The following is an 18,117-nucleotide window of genomic DNA, read 5'->3' as shown; positions in this document are numbered from 1 at the left end:
ACTATAGTGTCACCTATACTCGGCAGCTATGGACCTGAATTTCACGGCCGATCAACTGGAGTTCCGTGACCAGGTCCGCACGTGGCTCGACGAGAACAAGCCGACCGAACCCAGGCCGCGCGACCACACCGGCATCCGCCAATACGACCTGGCCTGGCAGCGCACCCAGTGGGAGGGCGGCTGGGCCGGGATCGCGTGGCCAGAAGAATACGGCGGTAAGGGACTGACCCTGCTGCAACAGCTGATCTGGTACGAGGAGTACGCCGCGCGCGGCTTCCCGGGCATCGACGCGTGTTTCGTCGGCCTGTCCCATGCCGGACCAACATTGATCACGCGTGCCACCGACGAGCAGAAGTTCTTCCACCTCCCGAAAATCCTCAAAGGAGAAGTGATTTGGTGCCAGGGCTTCTCCGAACCCGACGCCGGATCTGATCTCGCCGCCTTGCGTACCAAGGCCGTGATCGACGGCGACGATCTGGTTGTCACCGGCCAGAAAGTGTGGACCAGCTTCGCCACCGTCGCCGATTACCAGGAACTGTTGGTGCGCACCGACAACACCGGCGGTAAGCATCACGGAATCACCTGGGTCATCTGCGACATGTCGGCACCGGGAATCGACGTCAGGCCGATCGAGACCATCGAAGGCGGCGCGGAATTCTGTGAAGTCTTCTACGACAACGTGCGAATTCCGCTGTCCAACGTCGTCGGCGAGATCGACAACGGCTGGTCTGTCGCGATGTCGACGCTGTCCTTCGAGCGCGGCACCGCATTCACCGCGAACCAGGTGCGGCTGGCCAAGATCATCGAAGACCTCATCGACTACGCCCGCGACCATGTCGGCCCGGACGGCCGACGGCCGGCCATCGCCGACGACGAGATCGCGCGGCGACTGGCCCGCGCCCGGGCAGCGGTGGCGTCATTGCGGGCGCTGACCTATCAGAACATCTGCCTGGCCATGCAATCGGAGACACCGGGCCCGAAAGGTTCGATGGTCAAGCTGCTCTATGCCGAGCTCGCCAAACAGATCGGCAAGCTGGCCATGGACATCCTCGGTCCGGGCGCTATTCGGCATTCGTCGCGATGGGACGCCGACGGCTGGGTGGGCTATTACTACTACTCGTTCTCGCAGGCGATCGGCGGTGGCACCTCGGAGATCCAGCGCAACATCCTGGGTGAGCGTGTGCTCGGTCTGCCGAGGTAGGGGAGGCAATCATGGATCTGCTGCCCAGTGCCGCACAGCTCGAAATCGTCTCGACTGCATCGGAATTCATCGCCGAACGGATGTCGGTCGAGCAGCTGCGCGCCGACCGCGCCGAGCCCGCAGCCGTGCGGCCCGAGGTATGGCGCGAGGGCGCCGAGATGGGACTGCTCACGCTCGGGTTGCCGGAGCAATTCGGCGGGTCCGGTCAGCCGTTCGACGACGAGGTGCTGCTGCACATCGAACTGGGCAGGCGGCTGGCGCCAGGCCCGTTCCTGGCGGGGACGTTGGCCGCACGGGTCGGTGCCGCCTGCGGCGACGCGGAGCTGGCCGGTGAGATCGGCTCGGGCGCAGCGACCGTCGCGCTTGCGGTATTACGAGGTGACGGCGAGGCGCGCAGCGTCAAGGGCACCTTCGACCTGCTCGACTGGTTCGGTGCACGTTATGCACTGGTGCTATCGCGGCAGGGCGCCGCACTCGTCGACATCGCGATTTTCGGCGAGCCGACCATCATCGAGTCCGCCGACCCCGGTGTCCGGTTGGCGTCAGCGTCGGTGACCGGGGCGGGGCCGCTGCATTGGCTGCCCGCCGAGAAGGAGTGGATCTGGGGACGCGCGGTTGTGCTCGCGTCGGCTTTCCTGACCGGACTGGCGCTGGCCGCCGCCGCCGACTCAACCCAACACGCCAAGACCCGCCAGCAGTTCGGCAAGCCGATCGGCGCCAACCAGGCGATCAAGCACAGTTGCGTCGACATGGTGGTCGCCGCCGAGGCCGCACAGGCCCAAACCGTCTTCGCTGCAATCGCTTTGGATAGCGGGCGCGACGACGCGCTGTGGCAGGTTCTGTCCGCATTCACAGTGGCCGGCACGGCGGCCGTCGACAACGCCGCGGCGGGCATCCAGGTCTTCGGCGGTATGGGCTACACCTTCGAAAGCAACATGCACCTCTACCTCAAACGTTCCCACCTACTCCGGCACCTGTTCGCCGAGCCCAACGACGTTCTCGCGGAAATGATCACGCAGGACAGGCTGCAGTGACGGTTGCCATCGCCGGCGTGGCGCTATCCGACGTGGGCCGCGTCGACGACAAGGGGCCCTACGAGCTGATCGCACAGGCGAGCCGTCGAGCTCTGGCCGACGCCGGCCTTTCGCCCGGCGATGTCGACGGCCTTGCGTCTACCGGCCAGGGCACGCTGCCCCCAGTCGACGTCGGTGAATACCTGGGGCTGCGTCCGCGGTGGGTAGACTCGACGGCGGTCGGCGGCGCGGCGTGGGAGGTGATGGCCTCGCACGCCGCCGACGCCATCACCGCAGGCCACGCAGACGTCGTGCTGTTGACGTATGGATCCACCGCTCGTGCCGACCTCAGGAAGGGATTGCGCGGCGCGAGCATCAACTGGGGTGCGCGCGGACCGCTGCAGTGGGAAGCGCCGTACGGACATACGTTGATCTCCAAGTACGCCATGGCGGCCCGCCGCCACATGTCTCAGTACGGCACCACGATCGAGCAGCTCGCCGAGGTGGCGGTGTCGGCGCGGTGCAACGCCGCGGACAACCCCGAGGCGTATTACCGCGACCCGATAACGATCGACGAGGTGCTGTCGGGGCCGATGATCGCCGACCCGTTCACCAAGCTGCACTGCTGCATCCGCAGCGATGGCGGCGCCGCGGTGGTGATGGTCGACGCCGACCGGGTCAAGGATCTGCGGTCGCAGCCGGTGTGGGTGCTCGGCGCCGCCGAGACGACCTCGCATATGTTGACCTCGCAGTGGGACGACATGACCGTCGGACCCGCGGCGGTCAGTGGCCCGCTCGCATTCGCCCGGGCCGGAGTGTCGCCGGCCGAGGTCGACGTGGCAGAACTCTACGACGCCTTCACCTACATGCTGCTGCTCACCCTCGAAGACCTCGGCTTCTGCCCGAAGGGGCAGGGCGGCGCGTTTGTGGAGACCGGAGCGCTGCGCATCGGTGGGCAACTGCCCACCAACACCGACGGTGGCGGCCTGTCGGCATGTCATCCTGGCCAGCGCGGCCTGTTCCTGCTTGTCGAGGCGGTTCGCCAGTTGCGCGGTGAATGCGGACCGCGGCAGGTGGCGGATGCGAAAATTGCCTGTGTCAGCGGCACCGGGGGCTGGTTCTGCTCCAGCGGCACAATGATTCTCGGTAACGAGAAGCCATGACGGTGCTGGCCGGTGACTTCGCGAGCACCCGCGAGTTGTTGGAGGCCGCAGCCGTCACGTACGGCGACCGTGAGGCGTATGTGGAACCCGGCTCACGAATCTCGTTCGCGGAATGGGCGTCGCGCTCCCGCAGGGTCGCGGCCGGGTTGGTCGCCCGTGGGGTCGGCAAGGGCGATGTGGTGGCGCTGCGATTGCCGTCGGGGATCGACTACGCGACGTGCTATGCGGCCGCGGCCATCATCGGCGCCATCACCACCGGGATCAACCCCCGGCTGGGCCCCAGGGAGGTCGGGGCGATCCTCGAGCAGGCCGACCCGGCGCTGGTGATTTCCGAACCCGCCGAGCTGCGCCGCATTTCAGACGAGAGCGGCGACCGATTTCCGGCTGTCCCCGATGTTGAGATCAACCGTCACGACCCCGTCGCGTTGATCTTCTCCAGCGGAACCACCGGCTTGCCCAAGGGAGCGGTGTTCGATGGAAACAATCTGCTGGCCGGTGCGACCTCGGCGGGGGTGATGAGCGCACCTTATGGCCGCCGCCTGACCTCTACGCCGTTCGCCCACGCCGGTTACATGTTCAAGCTCTGGGACCAACTGCTTTGGGGCACAACGCTTGTGATTCCGCCGACGCCATGGTCCGCCGCCGGGATGGCCACCGCGCTGCGCGAGGAGCGGATCACCGTCGCGGGTGCGGTGCCCACCCAGTGGGCCAAGCTGCTGGAGGTGTCCCCGGCCGTGTTCCCACATCTGCGGGTGGGCGTGGCCGCGACCGCACCCGCGTCGCCGGAGCTGGTACGCGCGGTGGCCGACCGCATCGGAGTGCCACTGGTGGTCCGTTACGCCATGACCGAATGCCCGACGATCAGCGGCACCGAGCCCGAAGATCCGCCCGAGATCCAGTTCCGCACCGTGGGCAGGCCGGCGCCGGGCATGGCGGTGCGCATCGTCGACGACGGCGTCGTCGAGGTCCGAGGACCGTGCGTGATGCGCGGCTATTGGCGCGACCCTGAGCTGACCGCGTCGGTGCTACGCGACGGCTGGCTGCGCACCGGCGACATGGGGGTGCTGAACGACGATGGCACGCTGTCGATCGTCGGACGCTCCGGCGACATGTACATCCGCGGCGGGTTCAATGTGCATCCCGTCGAAGTCGAGCAGGTGATCGCGACCCACCCGGGGGTCGCCCGCACCGCCGTCGTCGGCCGGCCGGCACCGGTCATCGGCGAGATCGGCGTCGCGTTCGTCGTGCCTGAAGATCCCGCCGCCGCACCGTCACTGGCGGAGCTGCGCGCCCACGTGCGCACCCAGCTGGCCGACTACAAGGCGCCCGACCACCTCGTCCTGGTCGACGACATCCCGCTGACCCCGATGCTCAAACCGGACCGGGTTGCGTTGCGCAGGTTGGCTGCCGCTGCCTCACTGTAGCTACTCCGTAACGAGATATCGTGATACGGCTCAGGCTCTTTCGGCCGGCGCGAGGGACGCGATGAGGAAGGTCCGCAAGATGCCCTCGTCGCCGCCGTCTTCGGGCCGGGCCGGTTCGGCGACCAGGCTGAACGCAATGCGGGTGACCCAGTGGGCCATTGTTTCCGGGGACACGTCGTCGCGGACCTGACCGCCGGCGGCCGCGGCCGCGATGCGTTGACCGAGGTTTTCGGCGAGGTCCCGGCGCCACAGCTCGGAGGCTTCGGCGGCCCGGAACGTGCGTCCGGCTTCCTGCTCACCGATCAGCAGCCGCATGGCCGGTGATCGGCGCCCGGCCTCCATACCGATAAGCATCGCCTGCACCAGCTGCTCGAGGAACGGCTCGTCGGTGTGCCAGCATGGCTCGCCGGCGTCGAGGACCTCGGTCACCGCACGCACGAAACACGCTGCCAACACCGCGTCTTTGTTGGGGAAATACGAGTACACCGTGGTGCGGTGCACGCCGGCGCGGTGCGCGATGTCGCTCATCCGCGTGCGGCTGGGCCCGCGGTCGGCGTAGCAGGCCTCGGCGGCGTCGAGCAGCCGATCCCGGGCCTGCTGCTCATCGATAGGCGTATCGGCGCCCCAGGCCGTGGCGCGGCCCGGAGTTGCCTGCCCGGTGACCGTCATGATCGGCACCTTACCTGTGATACTTGACCGAGACTACACAATTGCTTAGCGTGTAGCGCACACTACAAAGTGACGGAAATTGTAGTTTCTGACATATTCTTGCAGTCCGCGAAAGGACCATGGCCATGACAGTCGAGCAGGAGGTCTGCCCCCTCCACGCGAACTTCGATCACCATTCACCGGAGTTCCGCGAGGCGCCGCCCCACGCGGCGCTCGCGCAGATGCGCGCCCAGTGCCCGGTCACCCATTCCGGGCAGCATGGCGGCTTCTGGTCGCTGCTGGACTACGCGTCGGTATTCGACGCCGCCCGCGACGACGATCTGTTCAATTCGTATCCCTCCGTGGGCGTGCCGGCCAGCACGGCTCCCTTCCCGATCATTCCGATCGAGTCCGACCCACCGCTGACGAAGAAGCTGCGCCAGGTGACGGTGAAGACGTTCTCGCCCGGTGCGGCCGAACGGTTGCGACCGGCGGCGCGGCGGATGGCCACCGAGATGGTCAACGAGTTCATCGAGCGAGGTGAATGCGACATCGTTGGCGAGCTGACCACCCCACTGCCGGCCAAACTGGTGCTGCACATGCTGGGGTTCGACGAATCGATGTATCGGCAGTGGGTGAACTGGGTGCACACCTTCGTCCACGACCGCACCCACGACGAAGAGAAGGCCGCCACCGCGGCCATGGAACTCTTCGGCGAAATCCACAAGCACATGGCCGAGCGCCGCGAGGCCGGTGAGAACGGCGACGACCTGTTCGGCGAGATCCTCGACGGCCAGATCGACGGCGTCCCCCTCGACGACAGCCAGATCCTGATGTACACGGTGATGATGATGCTGGGCGGCATGGACACCACCAGCGGTCTGACCGGAAACGTGCTGCTGCGCTTGATCAATCAGCCTGAGCTGCGTCAGATCCTCATCGAGCAGCCCGAATTGCTCAAACCCGCCACCGACGAGTTCCTCCGGCACGCCACGCCGACGTTGGGGCTGGCCCGCACGGTGTCGCGCGACGCGGAATTCCACGGCCAGCAACTCAAAGCCGGTGACCGCGCCATCCTCATGTGGGCGGCCGCAAACCGCGACCCGGCGGTGTTCGACGAGCCGGACAAGATCGACCTCTGGCGCAAGAACAGCCAGAAACACATGGCATTCGGGGTCGGACAACATCGCTGCCTGGGCTCACATTTGGCACGGATGATGTTTCAGGAGATGATCGCCGAAATCCTCGAACGCCTGCCCGATTTCGAAGCAAACGGACCTGCGGTGATGTTCGAGGATGCCGGTGAGGTATACGCCCCGCGCAGCCTGCCGATCAAGTTCACCCCGGGCAACCTTACGGGAGTGAAATCCTGATGCCCAGAATCGAATTCGACCAATCACGCTGCGTCGGGCATGCACAGTGCAACGCCGCGGCGCCCGACGTCTATGAGCTCGACGACAACGGATATCTCCTGCCACCGCCCAGCGTGATCGACGAATCGCTGCGCGACAGCGCGATCGCAGGTGCAAGCGCCTGCCCAGAAGGGGTACTGAAAGTTTTCGACGACGAATAACGGTGGGCTTAAGCGCCTCAGGGCACGCTGAAATCCCTTGGTCGGAGCCGACGGTCCCTATCTTCCCCGGAGTTCGGCACCGATCGGCAGCCCACCGCAATCATTGAACACTGTTTAAGTAAGCTCGCTAGCTGTGGATTTGGACCCGCTGAACTGGATGGACCTGCGTGCCGAGGAGCGCGTGCGGGCTGGCCTGCGTCGGGAGCTGCGGGCGCGACCGCCGCAGAGCGGGCTGATAGATCTGGCATCCAACGACTACCTGGGACTGTCGCGGCATCCCACAGTGATCCAGGGTGCGATCGAGGCCGTCCGCACCTGGGGCACGGGAGCAACCGGGTCCCGGCTGGTGACCGGCACGACCCTTGACCACGAGCAGCTGGAGACAGAGCTTGCCGACTTCGTCGGAGCAGAGGCAGGCCTGGTGTTTGCCTCCGGGTACGCCGCCAATCTGGGCGTGGTGACGGCCCTGGCCGCGCGCGGAACGCTGGTGATCTCCGATGCCAGCAGCCACGCGTCGCTGGTGGATGCCTGCCGGCTGTCGAGAGCCAGGGTGGAGGTCACCCCGCACGGCGACGTTGCGTCGATCGAGCGGCTGCTGGCCGAACGCGCCGAGGAGCGCGCCCTGGTGATCACCGAATCGGTGTTCAGCGCTGATGGCGACCTGGCGCCATTGGCGGAGCTGCACCGCGTGGTGCGCGCCCACCAGGCGGTGCTGATCGTCGACGAGGCGCACGGCATCGGCGTACGCGGCGAGGGCGGTCGCGGTCTCGTGCACGAACTCGGTCTGGCCGGCCAGCCCGATCTGGTGATCACCGCGACGCTGTCGAAGGCGCTGGCAGCCCAGGGCGGTGTGGTGCTGGGCACCGAGCGACTGCGCAGCCACCTGATCGATACCGCACGGACGTTCATCTTCGACACCGGACTGGCCCCAGCCGCCGTGGGGGCCGCGCTGGCCTCGTTACGGCTATTGCGCCGGGACCCGACGATGGCGGGTCGGGCACTGGCCCGCGCCGCCGAGATCTCGCGCATCGTGTCGGTGGCCCAACCGGATTCGGCGGTTGTCTCCGTCGTGCTGGGAGAGCCGCAGCGCGCCTATGCGGCCGCTCAGGCCTGCCGAGCCGGCGGACTGAGCGTCGGCTGCTTTCGGCCGCCGACCGTGCCAGCCGGCACGTCCAGGCTGCGTTTGACGGCGCGCGCCAATTTAACCGACACCGAGATGGACACCATCGCAACGGTTCTCGGTAAAATTCGTCCGGCGGTGGCACAAACCGAATGGAGCAACACCCAACTTACCGGCTAGTCCGGACCGGATAACCCTATCGGTGTCGCCATTGCCGGTTCGAAACGCCCGACGACACCAGAAGGTGCGCAGAAGGTGCGCGTCGCCAGGGGCAACCCGGCGTTGGCTTGCAGCACATCCGATCAGCTGGCCGCGCTGCTGGGTGTGGCGGGCAGTCAGCCGCCGAGCCGCAGTCCCGGATTGCGGGTGCCGAACACGTCAGTCGCCATGATCACACCGAGCGTATTTGCGTCCCAGCGCTTCTGGCCGCTGGAGACCGTCGCGACCGGATGCCAGCCCTTGAGCAACTGGATGTTCTCCCCGAGCGCGCGGATGACCTGTCCGCTTATGTGGCCGGCTTCCGGACTTGCCAGCCACGCCACCACCGGTGAGCTCAGCGACGGGTCCTTGGGGTCGAATTCGTCCTCGGCGCGTTCGTCGGGTTCGATCGCCGCCGGAGCTCCGGGCATCGACGCGGACATCCGCGTGCGGCCGCCGGGGCTGATCGCGTTGGCGGTGGCGCCGATCGATGCCAGCTCGAGACTCAGGGTCTGGGTCAGGCCGACGATTGCGGCCTTGGCCGCACTATAGTTCGTCTGCCCGAAGTGACCGTGTAGGCCGGCGCCGGAGGTGGTGTTGATGATCCTGCCGTACACCGTTGCCCCGTCGTTGGCCTTCGACTCCGCACGCCACTTGCGGGCGACCGCGTGGCTGGTCAGCCAGCTGCCCCGTACGTGCACCCGCATCACAAGATCGAAATCCTCGACCGTCATGTTCCAGATCGCCTTGTCGCGAACGATTCCGGCGTTGTTGACGACGATGTCGAGGCGGCCCAGCTGGGAGTAGGCCCGTTCGACGGCTAGCTCGACCTGTTCTTCGTCGCCGACGTCGCTGAAGTCCGAAACCGCTTTGCCGCCACGGCTTTCGATGATCTGCACCACCTCGTCGGCTACCTTGCCGGACCCTTCGCCCGCGAGCGAGGTGCCCAGGTCGTTGACGATCACGGTTGCGCCATGTTTGGCCAACTCGAGCGCATGCCCGCGACCGATGCCGTGGCCGGCACCGGTGACCAGCGCGATCTTGCCGTCGAGTAATCCGGTCATGCTGTCTCCTCGCTGGGGGTGAAGACCGTGAGATACGGGCTGTCGGGGTCCTCGTGGTCAACGGGCCGGAACGTGGCGGCGACCGCCATCCCCGTCCTCAGTTGCTCAGGCGGGGTGCCCTCGATTACCGTCATCACCTTTGGGCCTTCGGCCAATTCGACGATCGCCGCGACGTAGGGCAGGCGGTCGCGGAATGGTGAGAGGTCGTTGACGTACACCGTCGAATAGGTGTAGAGCGTGCCTTTTCCACTGGCCGTCACCGGCGTGACGTCCTCGCTCCAGCAGTATGGGCAGAACGGGCGCGGATAGTGGTGCACTCGCTGACATGTCCGGCATTTCGCTATCAGCAACCGGCCCTCTCGGGCCGCGTCCCAGTACGGCGCGCTGGCGGGATCGATGATCGGGATGTCGGTGCGCTGGGGTGCCATACTCACCACCCGGTGTACTCGGTCGAGCGCTTCTCGACGAACGCTTGTACGCCTTCCGTCGAGTCATGGGCGTAGGACTGGATCTCCTGTGCCATTGCCTCGGCGACGAATGCGCCGGCCCGGTCGGTGTCGGGGGAGTCATTGAGCAACCTCTTGGTGAAGGCGATCGCGCTTGTCGGCGCAGTGGCCAGCCGGCCGGCAAAGTCGTCAACCACGGCGTCGAGTTGATCGGACGGCACTACACGGTTCACCAGTCCGATCGTCAATGCCTCAGTCGCCGAAACCTTTTCGCCAAAGAATGCCAATTCTTTCGCCTTCTGCATGCCGATGCGCCTGGGTAGAAGGTAACAGCCGCCACCGTCGACCACCAGGCCACGCCTGACGAAAGACTCCGAAAAGTAGGCATTTTCGGTGGCGATCACCAGGTCACTGGCGTATGCAATGTGTGCGCCGATTCCGGCCGCGGCGCCCTGCACCACAGCGATCACCGGCTTGTTGCAGTCCAGCACGCTGGCCACCAGCTTCTGCGCGCCGTTCATGATACGACGCATCGGGTCCATCACCCGCTTCTCGACCGTCTGGCGGCGGTCCTGCAATGCATTCACGTCGGCGCCGGAGCAGAAGTGTTTGCCGTTGGCACGCAACACCACAACCCGGACGTCCTGGTCGGCGTCGGCGGCCCCGAACAGCGCGATGAGCGCGTCACGGTCATCGGGTCGCACCGCATTGGCCGCATCGGGCCGATTCAGCGTGATGGTCATGACCCCATTGGTGACGTCGGACAGGATGGCACTGGTCATGGTGTGTAGGTCGTCCTTAGGTGCTTGATGCCGTTGACGAAGTTCGACCGCAGCATCACCGGCTCGCCCGCCGTCTTGATGTCGGGGTAGCGGTCGTAGATCATCTTGAACGCCACATTGAGTTCCAGCCTGGCCAGATGCGCGCCGAGGCAGAAGTGCGGTCCCGGGCCGCCGAACGCGAGGTGGTTGTTGGGAGTACGGAAGGCGTCGAACACCTCCGGATTGTCGAACGCCGCAGGATCACGATTGGCTGCGGGATACCACATGACCACGCGGTCGCCCGTGTTGAAGGTATGGGCGCCCGACTCCAGCGTCACTCCGTCGCGAGTGACCGTCCGGCGCATATGGATCACCGGGCTGGCGTAGCGCAGGATCTCCTCGATCGCGGTGGGGGCTAACGTGTCGTAGTCGGCCAGCAGCCTGTCACGCTGATCGGGGTGATTGGTCAGGATGTGCAGGCCGTGTGTCAGTGCGTTTCGAGTCGTCTCGTTGCCCGCCCCGACCAACAGGATGAAGAATTTCGCCAACTCCTGCGGCGTGAGGTTCTCTTCGTCCGAGGTGACCAGTTTGCTGATCACATCCCCGGTGGGATGCGCGATCCGCTCCTCAGCCAGGCCGCGCAGCAGGTCGATCATCTTGATGCTGGTCTCGGTGACGGCCGCCTCGATACCGGCGACGGTCTGGTCGGGCACGTACTCCGGATCCGACGCACCGAGGATCACATTGGTGGACTGCAGGATGAACTGCTCGTGCTCGCGCGGCACGCCGAGGATGTTGTCGATGATCCGCAGCGGCAACAAGATCGCGAAGTGACTGACGAAGTCACAATCGCCCGATTCGGGCATCTCGTCGAGGATCTCGGCGGTGGTTTCCTCGACCAGCCCGCGCAGCTCCGAGAGCATCCGGGGGGTGAACCCGCGCGAGACGATCTTGCGTATCCGCATGTGCTCGGGATCATCCATGTCGATGATCGATCCGCGGTATTCGCGCATCTCCGGGGTTTGGTCGAAGATCTGCGTGCCCTGGCCCGAGCTGAATTCGGCCGGCCGACGGCTGATGTCGACGATGTCGGCGTAGGTGCCTACCGCCCAGAACCCCCTGCCCCGCCGCCCGACGGGCACGAACACCGGCCTGCCGGCGTCTCGAAGTCGGCGGTACAGGTCGGCACGCTCGTCGGGGTGGTTCTGCCACCACCCCAGGTCGATCAGTGACGTGAATTCCAGTTCGTCGGTCTCAAGCGCGTTCACAAGCTCTGATTCTGGCACTCGTGTCACCCATAGGCAACGAGAAGATGCAGGAAAATATTGGACGATAGCGGTCTGATGCCCAAACACCACCTTGAACTGCAGCAGAATCTAACATTACTGTCACTATGCGGCCGAGGCGCGGATCGGTTCGGGACACCAGGGAGGTCGAGTGACTTTACGAGTCGGCGTAGTAGGAGTGGGTTGGGGCGCGCACGTGCAGGTTCCCGGATTCCGGGCGGCCGACGGCTTCGAGCCCGTTGCGTTGTGCGCGCGCACGCCCGAGCGGTTGGACCGCGTCGCGGCCAAGCTCGGCATCGAGGACACGTCCACCGACTGGCAGTCGTTCGTCGCCCGCGACGATCTCGATGTCATTTCCGTCGCCACACCGACCGTGTTGCACCACGACATGGTCCTGGCCGCCCTGGCCGCCGGAAAAGCTGTGCTGTGCGAGAAGCCGTTGGCCGGAGATCTCGCGGCTGCACGCGACATGGTGCGTGCCGCCGCGAAGTCGGGCCGGCCCACCGCCTGCTGCTTCGAGAACCGATGGAACCCCGACTGGCTGGCCGTGGCCGACCTGGTCCGCTCGGGCTTCCTCGGCAAGCAGTACCTCGCCCGGGTCAGCCGTAGCGCGTCGTACTGGCACCCGAGTCATCAGCCTCAGGCGCGCTGGATGTATGACCGCGACCAGGGCGGGGGATACCTGGCCGGGATGCTGGTCCACGATCTCGACTTCGTGTGCAGTCTGTTCGGCCGGCCGAAGTCGGTGTGCGCGGAAGTCCGCACCAGTGACCCGGTCCGCGAACTTCCCAACGGTGAGACGTTGCACATCACTGCCGACGACACGGCCGCTCTGTTGCTGCGCATGGAGTCCGGGCTGACCGCCATCCTCACTGTGTCGGTGATCGGTGCACACGCCGATCACTACCGCCTCGAGTTGTTCGGCGCTGACGGCACCATCATCGGTGACGGCGATCTGCGATCGACTGCCTACACGGCGGGGGCGGCCGCTGACGGCGGATTGAGCCCGCTGCCGGTCAACGACCGCGAGCCGGCCCACCCGGAGTGCCTGCCCAAGGGATTGGCCGGACATGCCAGCCGGGCGATGGCCCTCATGCTCGAGGACTGGCACCCTGCTTTCGACGGGGAACCGGTCACCGTGGCCACCTTCGAGGACGGGCTGCTCAGCCTCGCCGTGATCGATGCCGCGCACCGATCCGCAGAAGGCGGGGGTTGGGAGCCCGTAGATGCGACCGCGTGAGGTGCCGGCCGACCTAGCCGTCTGAGCGTCGTACCGCTAGCGCGTCACCGGGAAGCTCTCGGCCGCTGGATAGGTCAGCACGCCACGGATATTGGCGCCGGCGTGCATGTCCGCGTAGCCGTCGTTGACCTTGTCGAGCGGGTAGGTCCGAGTGACCATCGACTCCAGGTCCACCTGGCCGGCGCTGTACAACTCAAGGATTTTCGGGATGTCGGCCCGCGGGTTGCCGGAGCCGTACAGCGTGCCGATGATCTGCTTCTCGGTGAGGGTGAGGTCCATCAGGTTCGCCCGGATTTCGCGTTCCAGCATCGGGTGGATATTGGTGACCACCAGCTTGCCGCGTTTGGCCGTCATGGCCAGCGCCTGGCCGACCAGCTGCCCATCGCCGACACCCATAGCGCAGATGAACTTGTCCGCGCCGCGATCCCAGGTCGCCTCGGCGACAACGCCTTGTGCTTCCTTCCAGTCCGCCGCGGTGTGGGTGGCGCCCATCCTCAGGGCTTCTTCGCGTTTGTGCTCCGAAGGGTCGATCACTGTGATCGTGCGCGCCCCGGCCAGTCGCGCGCCCTGGACGGCCGCCGCACCGATACCGCCGACACCGGCCACTACGACGGTGTCCCCGGGCCGTACGTCGGCCGCGTACACCGATGAACCCCACCCGGTGATGAACCCGCAGCCGAGCAGGCAGGCGAGGTCGAGTCGGTAATGCTCGGGAATCTTGACGCAGCTCGCCTCGTGGACAACGGTGTGGTGCGAAAACGAACCGACACCGCAGGCAAGCGCCAGATCCTGATCACCCGCGTGGTGGCGGGCGGTCCCGTCGTGGATCTGCATGCCGGAGTAGATCTTTGCGCCCAGGTCGCACAGGCTCTGATGGCCAGTCGAACATGACGGGCAGCGCCCACAGGACGGGATAAAGCTGAACACCACGTGGTCACCGGGCTGTAGCCACGACACATGGTCGCCGACGGCCTTCACCACACCCGCGCCTTCGTGGCCGCCGATGCACGGCAGCCGGATCGGCATGTCGCCAGTCACCAGATGATCGTCGGAGTGACACATCCCCGACGCGTGCAGTTCGACGAGTACCTCGGGTGCCTTCGGCGGATCGAGCTCGATCGTTTCGATCGACCACGGCGTGTTTCGTTCCCACAGCACCGCCGCCTGCGTCTGCATTGATGTGCCCTTCCGGTCTAGCGAATGACGGCTTGATACTCGACGAAACCGGCGATGCCCTCCGGGCCTCCCTCGCGGCCAATGCCGGACTGTTTGAAGCCGCCGAACGGACTGCCGAAATCCAGGACCGCGGTCGAGTTGACCGCCACCGATCCCACCCGCAACCGCGATGCCACCGCCGCCGCCCGGTCACCATCGGCTGACCAGACCGCACCCACCAGGCCGTATTTCGAGTCGTTGGCGATGCTCACCGCGGCACTGTCTCCTTGGGCGTCGTCGTAGGTGATCACCACCGCGACGGGTCCGAAGACTTCTTCGCGGGCGATCTCCATGTCGTTGGTTGCAGCCACCACCGCGGGGGTGACGAACCACCCTGGCCCCGTAAGACACTCGCCGCCGGTCAGGATGGTGGCGCCCTCTCCCCGGGCCCGCTGCAGGAAGCCCTCGACCCGGTCGCGGGCGGACTCGTTGATCAGCGGACCGATGTCGGTGGATCGGTCGGCCGGGTCCCCGACGCTGAGCCCCGCCACCGCGGTGGTCAGCGCGGTGGTGAATTCGTCATAGCGGCTGTGCGGCAATATGATTCGGGTTAGTGCGGCGCACAGCTGACCGTTGTTGCCCATCACCCCACCGACCAGCCCTCTGACCGTCGATTCCAGGGGCGCGTCAGGGAGGACGATGGCAGCTGATTTGCCGCCCAATTCCGTGCTGCAGCGGCGGATCTGTGATCCGCAGGCCGCCGCGATCTGCGCACCCACCGTGGTGGACCCGGTGAAGCTGATCTTGTCCACCGCGGGATGCGACATCAGTGCCGCACCGGTGGCCGTACCGCCGTTGACGACGTTGACCACACCGTCGGGCAGACCGGCCTCTTCGATGGCCTTGGTGAGCACACCGATGCTCAACGGCGCGTCCGGCGACGGCTTCAGCACAACGGTGCAGCCCGCGGACAGCGCCGGGCCGAGCTTCAGTGCGGCGATGAACAACGGCGTGTTCCACGGGATGATCGCCCCCACCACACCGACGGGGAGCTGGCTGACCGTGACGGTGCCACCGGTTGCTGAGGGGCGGGTGGATTCGAACGGGTAGTCCGGGGTGATCGCAGCACAGGCGCGCAGCGCACCGACGGCGGTGAGCACCTGGCCGAAAGTGCTCCACTTCCGGGGGGAGCCGATCTCGGCTGTCATGAGATCGGCGAGTTCGCCCTTGCGGGCGGTCAGCGCATCGGCAAGCCGGCTCAGCGCCGCGGCCCGCTCGGCAGGGGAGAAGTCGCGCCAGGGCGAGGACACCAGGGCGGTGCCGGCCGCAGCGACCGCGGCGTCGACGTCACCGGCGCCGGCAGCACCCACGGCGCCGATCCGCTCACCCGTCGCCGGCGATGTCACCGCAAACTGCTCGCCGGTACCGCCGCCCCACTTGCCCGCGACATAACTCGCCGCCAACGTGATCATATCGGCCGATTCTGGCAGTAATGTCATCTTTGTACAAGCGGGTTATAGCCGCTTCATGTCGGGTACCAGGTTTCGCGCCGGTGAATTTTCTGACAGTATTGATCACATGAATCCATCGCCCGAACCCGCGGCCGCCCCGATTGCCGGGCAGCCATGGGAGGTGATTGTCGAACGCGGGAAAATCGCCGAGTTCGCCGACGCCATGGCGTCGAGCAATCCCGCGTACCGCGGCGCCGATGCCATCATTCCGCCGACGTTCTTGACCACCGCCGGCCGGTGGGCGCCGCCCGGCGCGCGAGTCGATGTCGGCTTTGACCGGAAGCGGTTGTTACACGGGGAACAGGAGTACACCTTCCACGGCCCGCTGCCGAGGGCCGGGGACACCCTGACCGCACACGAGCGAATCGTCGACCGGTTCGAGAAGCCGGGCAAGCGCGGCGGGACAATGCGGTTCGCGACCGTGGTGACCGAATTCCGCGCGCCCGATGGCGCATTGGTCGCCGAGGCGAAGGCCACGTTTATTGAAACGGCTGGCGGATGACCGCAGGTGTAGCGGCGCTGAACGTCGGCCTCGAGGCCCAACCGCGTGAGTTCGGGCCGATGACCCGCCAGATGTTCGCCCGATACGCCGGCGCGTCCGGCGACTTCAATCCCATGCATTACGACGACGAGTTGGCGCGTTCGGCCGGTTACCCGTCCGTCTTCGCCCAGGGCATGCTGACCGCGGCGCTGCTGGCCACTTTCGCCACGGATTGGCTGGGCGCCGAGACCCTCCGGCGCTTCGGCGTGCGCTTCCGTCAGCAGGTCTGGCCCGACGATGTGCTGATGTGCTCCGGACGAATCATTGACATCGCCGCCGAGGAGAGCGGCGACCGGGTGACGGTGGAGCTGACGGGCACCCGGCAGGGCGGCGGGGTGGCCGTCACCGGGACCGCCGAGCTCTTCATCGCGCGAAACGCTTCGGCGGGTGGCGCCGGTGATGCGAATCGGCCATAAGCTGGTCAGGCCATGTCCGATGCGTCGATCGTCCGCCGAGCCAGCTACGGACCGTCCAGCCCGGCGGTCGGCATCCGGGGCGCCACCACGCGCAACCGGATCGCCGAGGTGTCACTCGAGCTGTTCGGCCGCCTCGGATTCTTCGACACCTCCGTCGATGCGATCGCCAAGGCCGCGGGCGTCTCCCGCGCCACGCTCTATCAGTACTTTCAGGGTAAAGACGAAATATTCCTGGAACTGCTCGACGAGTGCGGCAGTGCGCTGTTCCGGGTCGCCCGCCGAATCGGCCCACTGGGACCCGATGAGGTGGGCTTCGACAACCTGAATTGGTGGTTGGGCGAGTGGAGCTGGGTGTTCGAGAAGTACTCCACGATGTTCATCCAGTGGACTGCGATCGCATCGTCGGACACCAAGGTGGGCCCGACGATCGCGGGCTTCGTGCGCAGCTACAACCACCGCATCGCCGAGCGGCTGGCCGCCTCCGGTGTGCGCGGCATCGATCCGGAAGTTGCGGCGATGACGATGACCGCGCTGGTGCACCGGGTCAACCTCTACGTCCACACCGGGCGCGCTTACGGATACAGCGCCAAGCAAGTGATGGACACCTTGTCGGTGTTCCTACAACTGGTGCTGTTCCCCGAAACGCCAACCGCGGTCCTGACGAGCCTGCGGTTGCACACAGTCACCGACCCGGCTCGCGGGGTGGCTTCCGTCGTGGTGCCGCCAGCGCCGGACACCACCGGCTTGTCGATCACCGAGCGCAGCGCCGCGCTGAGCCAGCGCGCTGTCGCTACCATTGTCGCGCTGGCCGACGCGGGCGCGGCGCAGTTCCGCGAACGGGGCTACCGGCGCACCAGCGTGGACGACATCGTCGAGGCGGCCGGGGTCGCCCGGGGCACCTTCTACAAGTACTTCCGAGACAAGCAGGACTTGCTGGTGGCCGTGGCCGCCGAGATCTACGAGGCGATAAAGGCGTTCGCCGACCGGATCGCCCGTCTCGACCCGCTGACGGACGTACCTACGCTGCGGCAGTGGCTGGCGACCTACATCGATTTCTATGATCGCTTCTCGGGCTGCATCGACGTGTGGGTGGAGAACAGCACCGACGACCCGATGGTGAGCGCAATCGGGAACAACGGCCAGGTGCTGATGGATGTCGGCGTGGCGACGATGCTGATCCGACACCCGGGCCCCTACCCGTTCGATCCGATCGTCTCGGCAGTCATCGTCCGCGCTCTGGTGACCAGGGTCCCACAAGCGGCACTCGATCTGCGCGAGCCAATCGTCGGCGACGAGGTCGTCGACCTGATGCTGAGCTGTCTGCGGCGGGGATTTTTCGGGGTGGCCGCCTAGATTA

General features: G+C 66.2%; 18 protein-coding genes. 11 read left to right on the top strand and 7 right to left on the bottom strand.

The annotated features are described in order from the left end of the window. Nucleotides 1-28: 28 nt before the first annotated feature. The 4 genes from AWC03_RS22270 to AWC03_RS22255 are packed head-to-tail and all read left to right on the top strand — an operon-like array spanning nucleotide 29 to nucleotide 4,801. On the top strand, nucleotides 29-1,201 hold the full coding sequence (locus tag AWC03_RS22270) for an acyl-CoA dehydrogenase family protein (RefSeq protein ID WP_085242866.1): 1,173 nt from the start codon (nucleotides 29-31) through the stop codon (nucleotides 1,199-1,201). Between the two features lie 11 nt (nucleotides 1,202-1,212). Further along, nucleotides 1,213-2,235, top strand: a complete 1,023-nt coding sequence (locus AWC03_RS22265) for an acyl-CoA dehydrogenase family protein (RefSeq protein WP_085242865.1) — start codon at nucleotides 1,213-1,215, stop codon at nucleotides 2,233-2,235. Further along, complete coding sequence (locus AWC03_RS22260; protein WP_085242864.1) at nucleotides 2,232-3,377, top strand: acetyl-CoA acetyltransferase; 1,146 nt, start codon at nucleotides 2,232-2,234, stop codon at nucleotides 3,375-3,377. Before AWC03_RS22265 ends, AWC03_RS22260 begins: the two co-directional genes overlap by 4 nt. Then, on the top strand, nucleotides 3,374-4,801 hold the full coding sequence (locus AWC03_RS22255; RefSeq protein WP_085242863.1) for a class I adenylate-forming enzyme family protein: 1,428 nt from the start codon (nucleotides 3,374-3,376) through the stop codon (nucleotides 4,799-4,801). Before AWC03_RS22260 ends, AWC03_RS22255 begins: the two co-directional genes overlap by 4 nt. Nucleotides 4,802-4,831: 30 nt before the next feature. Here the strand turns inward: AWC03_RS22255 and AWC03_RS22250 are convergent, their stop codons facing one another. After that, nucleotides 4,832-5,470 carry a TetR/AcrR family transcriptional regulator gene (locus AWC03_RS22250; RefSeq protein ID WP_085243116.1) on the bottom strand — a complete coding sequence of 213 codons (639 nt, stop codon included), beginning with the start codon at nucleotides 5,468-5,470 and terminating at the stop codon, nucleotides 4,832-4,834. Nucleotides 5,471-5,595: 125 nt separating this feature from the next. On the opposite strand from AWC03_RS22250, the gene AWC03_RS22245 reads away from it, so the two are divergent. The 3 genes from AWC03_RS22245 to AWC03_RS22235 all read left to right on the top strand — a co-directional run bounded on the left by AWC03_RS22245 (nucleotide 5,596) and on the right by AWC03_RS22235 (nucleotide 8,322). Beyond that, on the top strand, nucleotides 5,596-6,822 hold the full coding sequence (locus tag AWC03_RS22245) for a cytochrome P450 (protein ID WP_085243115.1): 1,227 nt from the start codon (nucleotides 5,596-5,598) through the stop codon (nucleotides 6,820-6,822). Continuing rightward, complete coding sequence (locus tag AWC03_RS22240; protein WP_085242862.1) at nucleotides 6,822-7,022, top strand: ferredoxin; 201 nt, start codon at nucleotides 6,822-6,824, stop codon at nucleotides 7,020-7,022. Before AWC03_RS22245 ends, AWC03_RS22240 begins: the two co-directional genes overlap by 1 nt. A 157-nt stretch (nucleotides 7,023-7,179) precedes the next feature. Then, nucleotides 7,180-8,322: an 8-amino-7-oxononanoate synthase gene (locus AWC03_RS22235; RefSeq protein ID WP_085243114.1), complete on the top strand. Its 1,143-nt coding sequence runs from the start codon at nucleotides 7,180-7,182 to the stop codon at nucleotides 8,320-8,322. Between the two features lie 155 nt (nucleotides 8,323-8,477). Here the strand turns inward: AWC03_RS22235 and AWC03_RS22230 are convergent, their stop codons facing one another. Genes AWC03_RS22230 through AWC03_RS22215 form a run of 4 tightly spaced genes read right to left on the bottom strand, consistent with a single transcriptional unit; the run spans nucleotide 8,478 to nucleotide 11,879 of the window. Then, nucleotides 8,478-9,404: an SDR family NAD(P)-dependent oxidoreductase gene (locus tag AWC03_RS22230; protein WP_085242861.1), complete on the bottom strand. Its 927-nt coding sequence runs from the start codon at nucleotides 9,402-9,404 to the stop codon at nucleotides 8,478-8,480. Further along, on the bottom strand, nucleotides 9,401-9,832 hold the full coding sequence (locus AWC03_RS22225) for a Zn-ribbon domain-containing OB-fold protein (RefSeq protein ID WP_085242860.1): 432 nt from the start codon (nucleotides 9,830-9,832) through the stop codon (nucleotides 9,401-9,403). The genes AWC03_RS22230 and AWC03_RS22225 overlap by 4 nt, the downstream gene beginning before the upstream one ends. A gap of 2 nt (nucleotides 9,833-9,834) precedes the next feature. Continuing rightward, nucleotides 9,835-10,632 carry an enoyl-CoA hydratase/isomerase family protein gene (locus AWC03_RS22220; protein ID WP_085242859.1) on the bottom strand — a complete coding sequence of 266 codons (798 nt, stop codon included), beginning with the start codon at nucleotides 10,630-10,632 and terminating at the stop codon, nucleotides 9,835-9,837. Then, nucleotides 10,629-11,879: a cytochrome P450 gene (locus tag AWC03_RS22215; protein WP_085242858.1), complete on the bottom strand. Its 1,251-nt coding sequence runs from the start codon at nucleotides 11,877-11,879 to the stop codon at nucleotides 10,629-10,631. The genes AWC03_RS22220 and AWC03_RS22215 overlap by 4 nt, the downstream gene beginning before the upstream one ends. 169 nt (nucleotides 11,880-12,048) lie before the next feature. Between AWC03_RS22215 and AWC03_RS22210 the strand changes: the two genes are divergently transcribed. Next, nucleotides 12,049-13,137, top strand: coding sequence for a Gfo/Idh/MocA family protein (locus tag AWC03_RS22210; protein WP_085242857.1), 1,089 nt, complete (start codon nucleotides 12,049-12,051; stop codon nucleotides 13,135-13,137). Between the two features lie 36 nt (nucleotides 13,138-13,173). On the opposite strand, the gene AWC03_RS22205 is transcribed toward AWC03_RS22210, so the two are convergent. Both AWC03_RS22205 and AWC03_RS22200 read right to left on the bottom strand, forming a co-directional pair. Beyond that, the gene (locus tag AWC03_RS22205; RefSeq protein WP_085242856.1) at nucleotides 13,174-14,313 is read right to left on the bottom strand and encodes an NDMA-dependent alcohol dehydrogenase; all 1,140 of its coding nucleotides are present in this window, start codon (nucleotides 14,311-14,313) and stop codon (nucleotides 13,174-13,176) included. 17 nt (nucleotides 14,314-14,330) lie between these two features. Next, nucleotides 14,331-15,791, bottom strand: coding sequence for an aldehyde dehydrogenase (locus AWC03_RS22200; RefSeq protein ID WP_085242855.1), 1,461 nt, complete (start codon nucleotides 15,789-15,791; stop codon nucleotides 14,331-14,333). A gap of 79 nt (nucleotides 15,792-15,870) precedes the next feature. Here AWC03_RS22200 and AWC03_RS22195 point away from each other — a divergent pair, with 79 nt between their 5' ends. Genes AWC03_RS22195 through AWC03_RS22185 form a run of 3 tightly spaced genes read left to right on the top strand, consistent with a single transcriptional unit; the run spans nucleotide 15,871 to nucleotide 18,113 of the window. After that, nucleotides 15,871-16,305, top strand: a complete 435-nt coding sequence (locus AWC03_RS22195; protein WP_208859481.1) for an FAS1-like dehydratase domain-containing protein — start codon at nucleotides 15,871-15,873, stop codon at nucleotides 16,303-16,305. Beyond that, nucleotides 16,302-16,760 carry a MaoC/PaaZ C-terminal domain-containing protein gene (locus AWC03_RS22190; RefSeq protein WP_085242854.1) on the top strand — a complete coding sequence of 153 codons (459 nt, stop codon included), beginning with the start codon at nucleotides 16,302-16,304 and terminating at the stop codon, nucleotides 16,758-16,760. Before AWC03_RS22195 ends, AWC03_RS22190 begins: the two co-directional genes overlap by 4 nt. Nucleotides 16,761-16,772: 12 nt before the next feature. Continuing rightward, nucleotides 16,773-18,113, top strand: a complete 1,341-nt coding sequence (locus AWC03_RS22185; protein ID WP_085242853.1) for a TetR/AcrR family transcriptional regulator — start codon at nucleotides 16,773-16,775, stop codon at nucleotides 18,111-18,113. Nucleotides 18,114-18,117: the final 4 nt, after the last annotated feature.

Source organism: Mycobacterium europaeum (assembly GCF_002102155.1).
Classification (GTDB): Bacteria; Actinomycetota; Actinomycetes; order Mycobacteriales; family Mycobacteriaceae; genus Mycobacterium; species Mycobacterium europaeum.
This window is presented reverse-complemented; position numbering and strand designations above follow the sequence as displayed.

Coding starts and splice junctions, on each gene's coding strand:
- AWC03_RS22270 (WP_085242866.1), top strand. CDS start 29: ATGGACCTGAATTTCACGGCCGATCAACTGGAGTTCCGTGACCAGGTC.
- AWC03_RS22265 (WP_085242865.1), top strand. CDS start 1,213: ATGGATCTGCTGCCCAGTGCCGCACAGCTCGAAATCGTCTCGACTGCA.
- AWC03_RS22255 (WP_085242863.1), top strand. CDS start 3,374: ATGACGGTGCTGGCCGGTGACTTCGCGAGCACCCGCGAGTTGTTGGAG.
- AWC03_RS22250 (WP_085243116.1), bottom strand. CDS start 5,470: ATGACGGTCACCGGGCAGGCAACTCCGGGCCGCGCCACGGCCTGGGGC.
- AWC03_RS22245 (WP_085243115.1), top strand. CDS start 5,596: ATGACAGTCGAGCAGGAGGTCTGCCCCCTCCACGCGAACTTCGATCAC.
- AWC03_RS22240 (WP_085242862.1), top strand. CDS start 6,822: ATGCCCAGAATCGAATTCGACCAATCACGCTGCGTCGGGCATGCACAG.
- AWC03_RS22235 (WP_085243114.1), top strand. CDS start 7,180: ATGGACCTGCGTGCCGAGGAGCGCGTGCGGGCTGGCCTGCGTCGGGAG.
- AWC03_RS22230 (WP_085242861.1), bottom strand. CDS start 9,404: ATGACCGGATTACTCGACGGCAAGATCGCGCTGGTCACCGGTGCCGGC.
- AWC03_RS22225 (WP_085242860.1), bottom strand. CDS start 9,832: ATGGCACCCCAGCGCACCGACATCCCGATCATCGATCCCGCCAGCGCG.
- AWC03_RS22220 (WP_085242859.1), bottom strand. CDS start 10,632: ATGACCAGTGCCATCCTGTCCGACGTCACCAATGGGGTCATGACCATC.
- AWC03_RS22205 (WP_085242856.1), bottom strand. CDS start 14,313: ATGCAGACGCAGGCGGCGGTGCTGTGGGAACGAAACACGCCGTGGTCG.
- AWC03_RS22200 (WP_085242855.1), bottom strand. CDS start 15,791: ATGACATTACTGCCAGAATCGGCCGATATGATCACGTTGGCGGCGAGT.
- AWC03_RS22195 (WP_208859481.1), top strand. CDS start 15,871: ATGAATCCATCGCCCGAACCCGCGGCCGCCCCGATTGCCGGGCAGCCA.
- AWC03_RS22190 (WP_085242854.1), top strand. CDS start 16,302: ATGACCGCAGGTGTAGCGGCGCTGAACGTCGGCCTCGAGGCCCAACCG.
- AWC03_RS22185 (WP_085242853.1), top strand. CDS start 16,773: ATGTCCGATGCGTCGATCGTCCGCCGAGCCAGCTACGGACCGTCCAGC.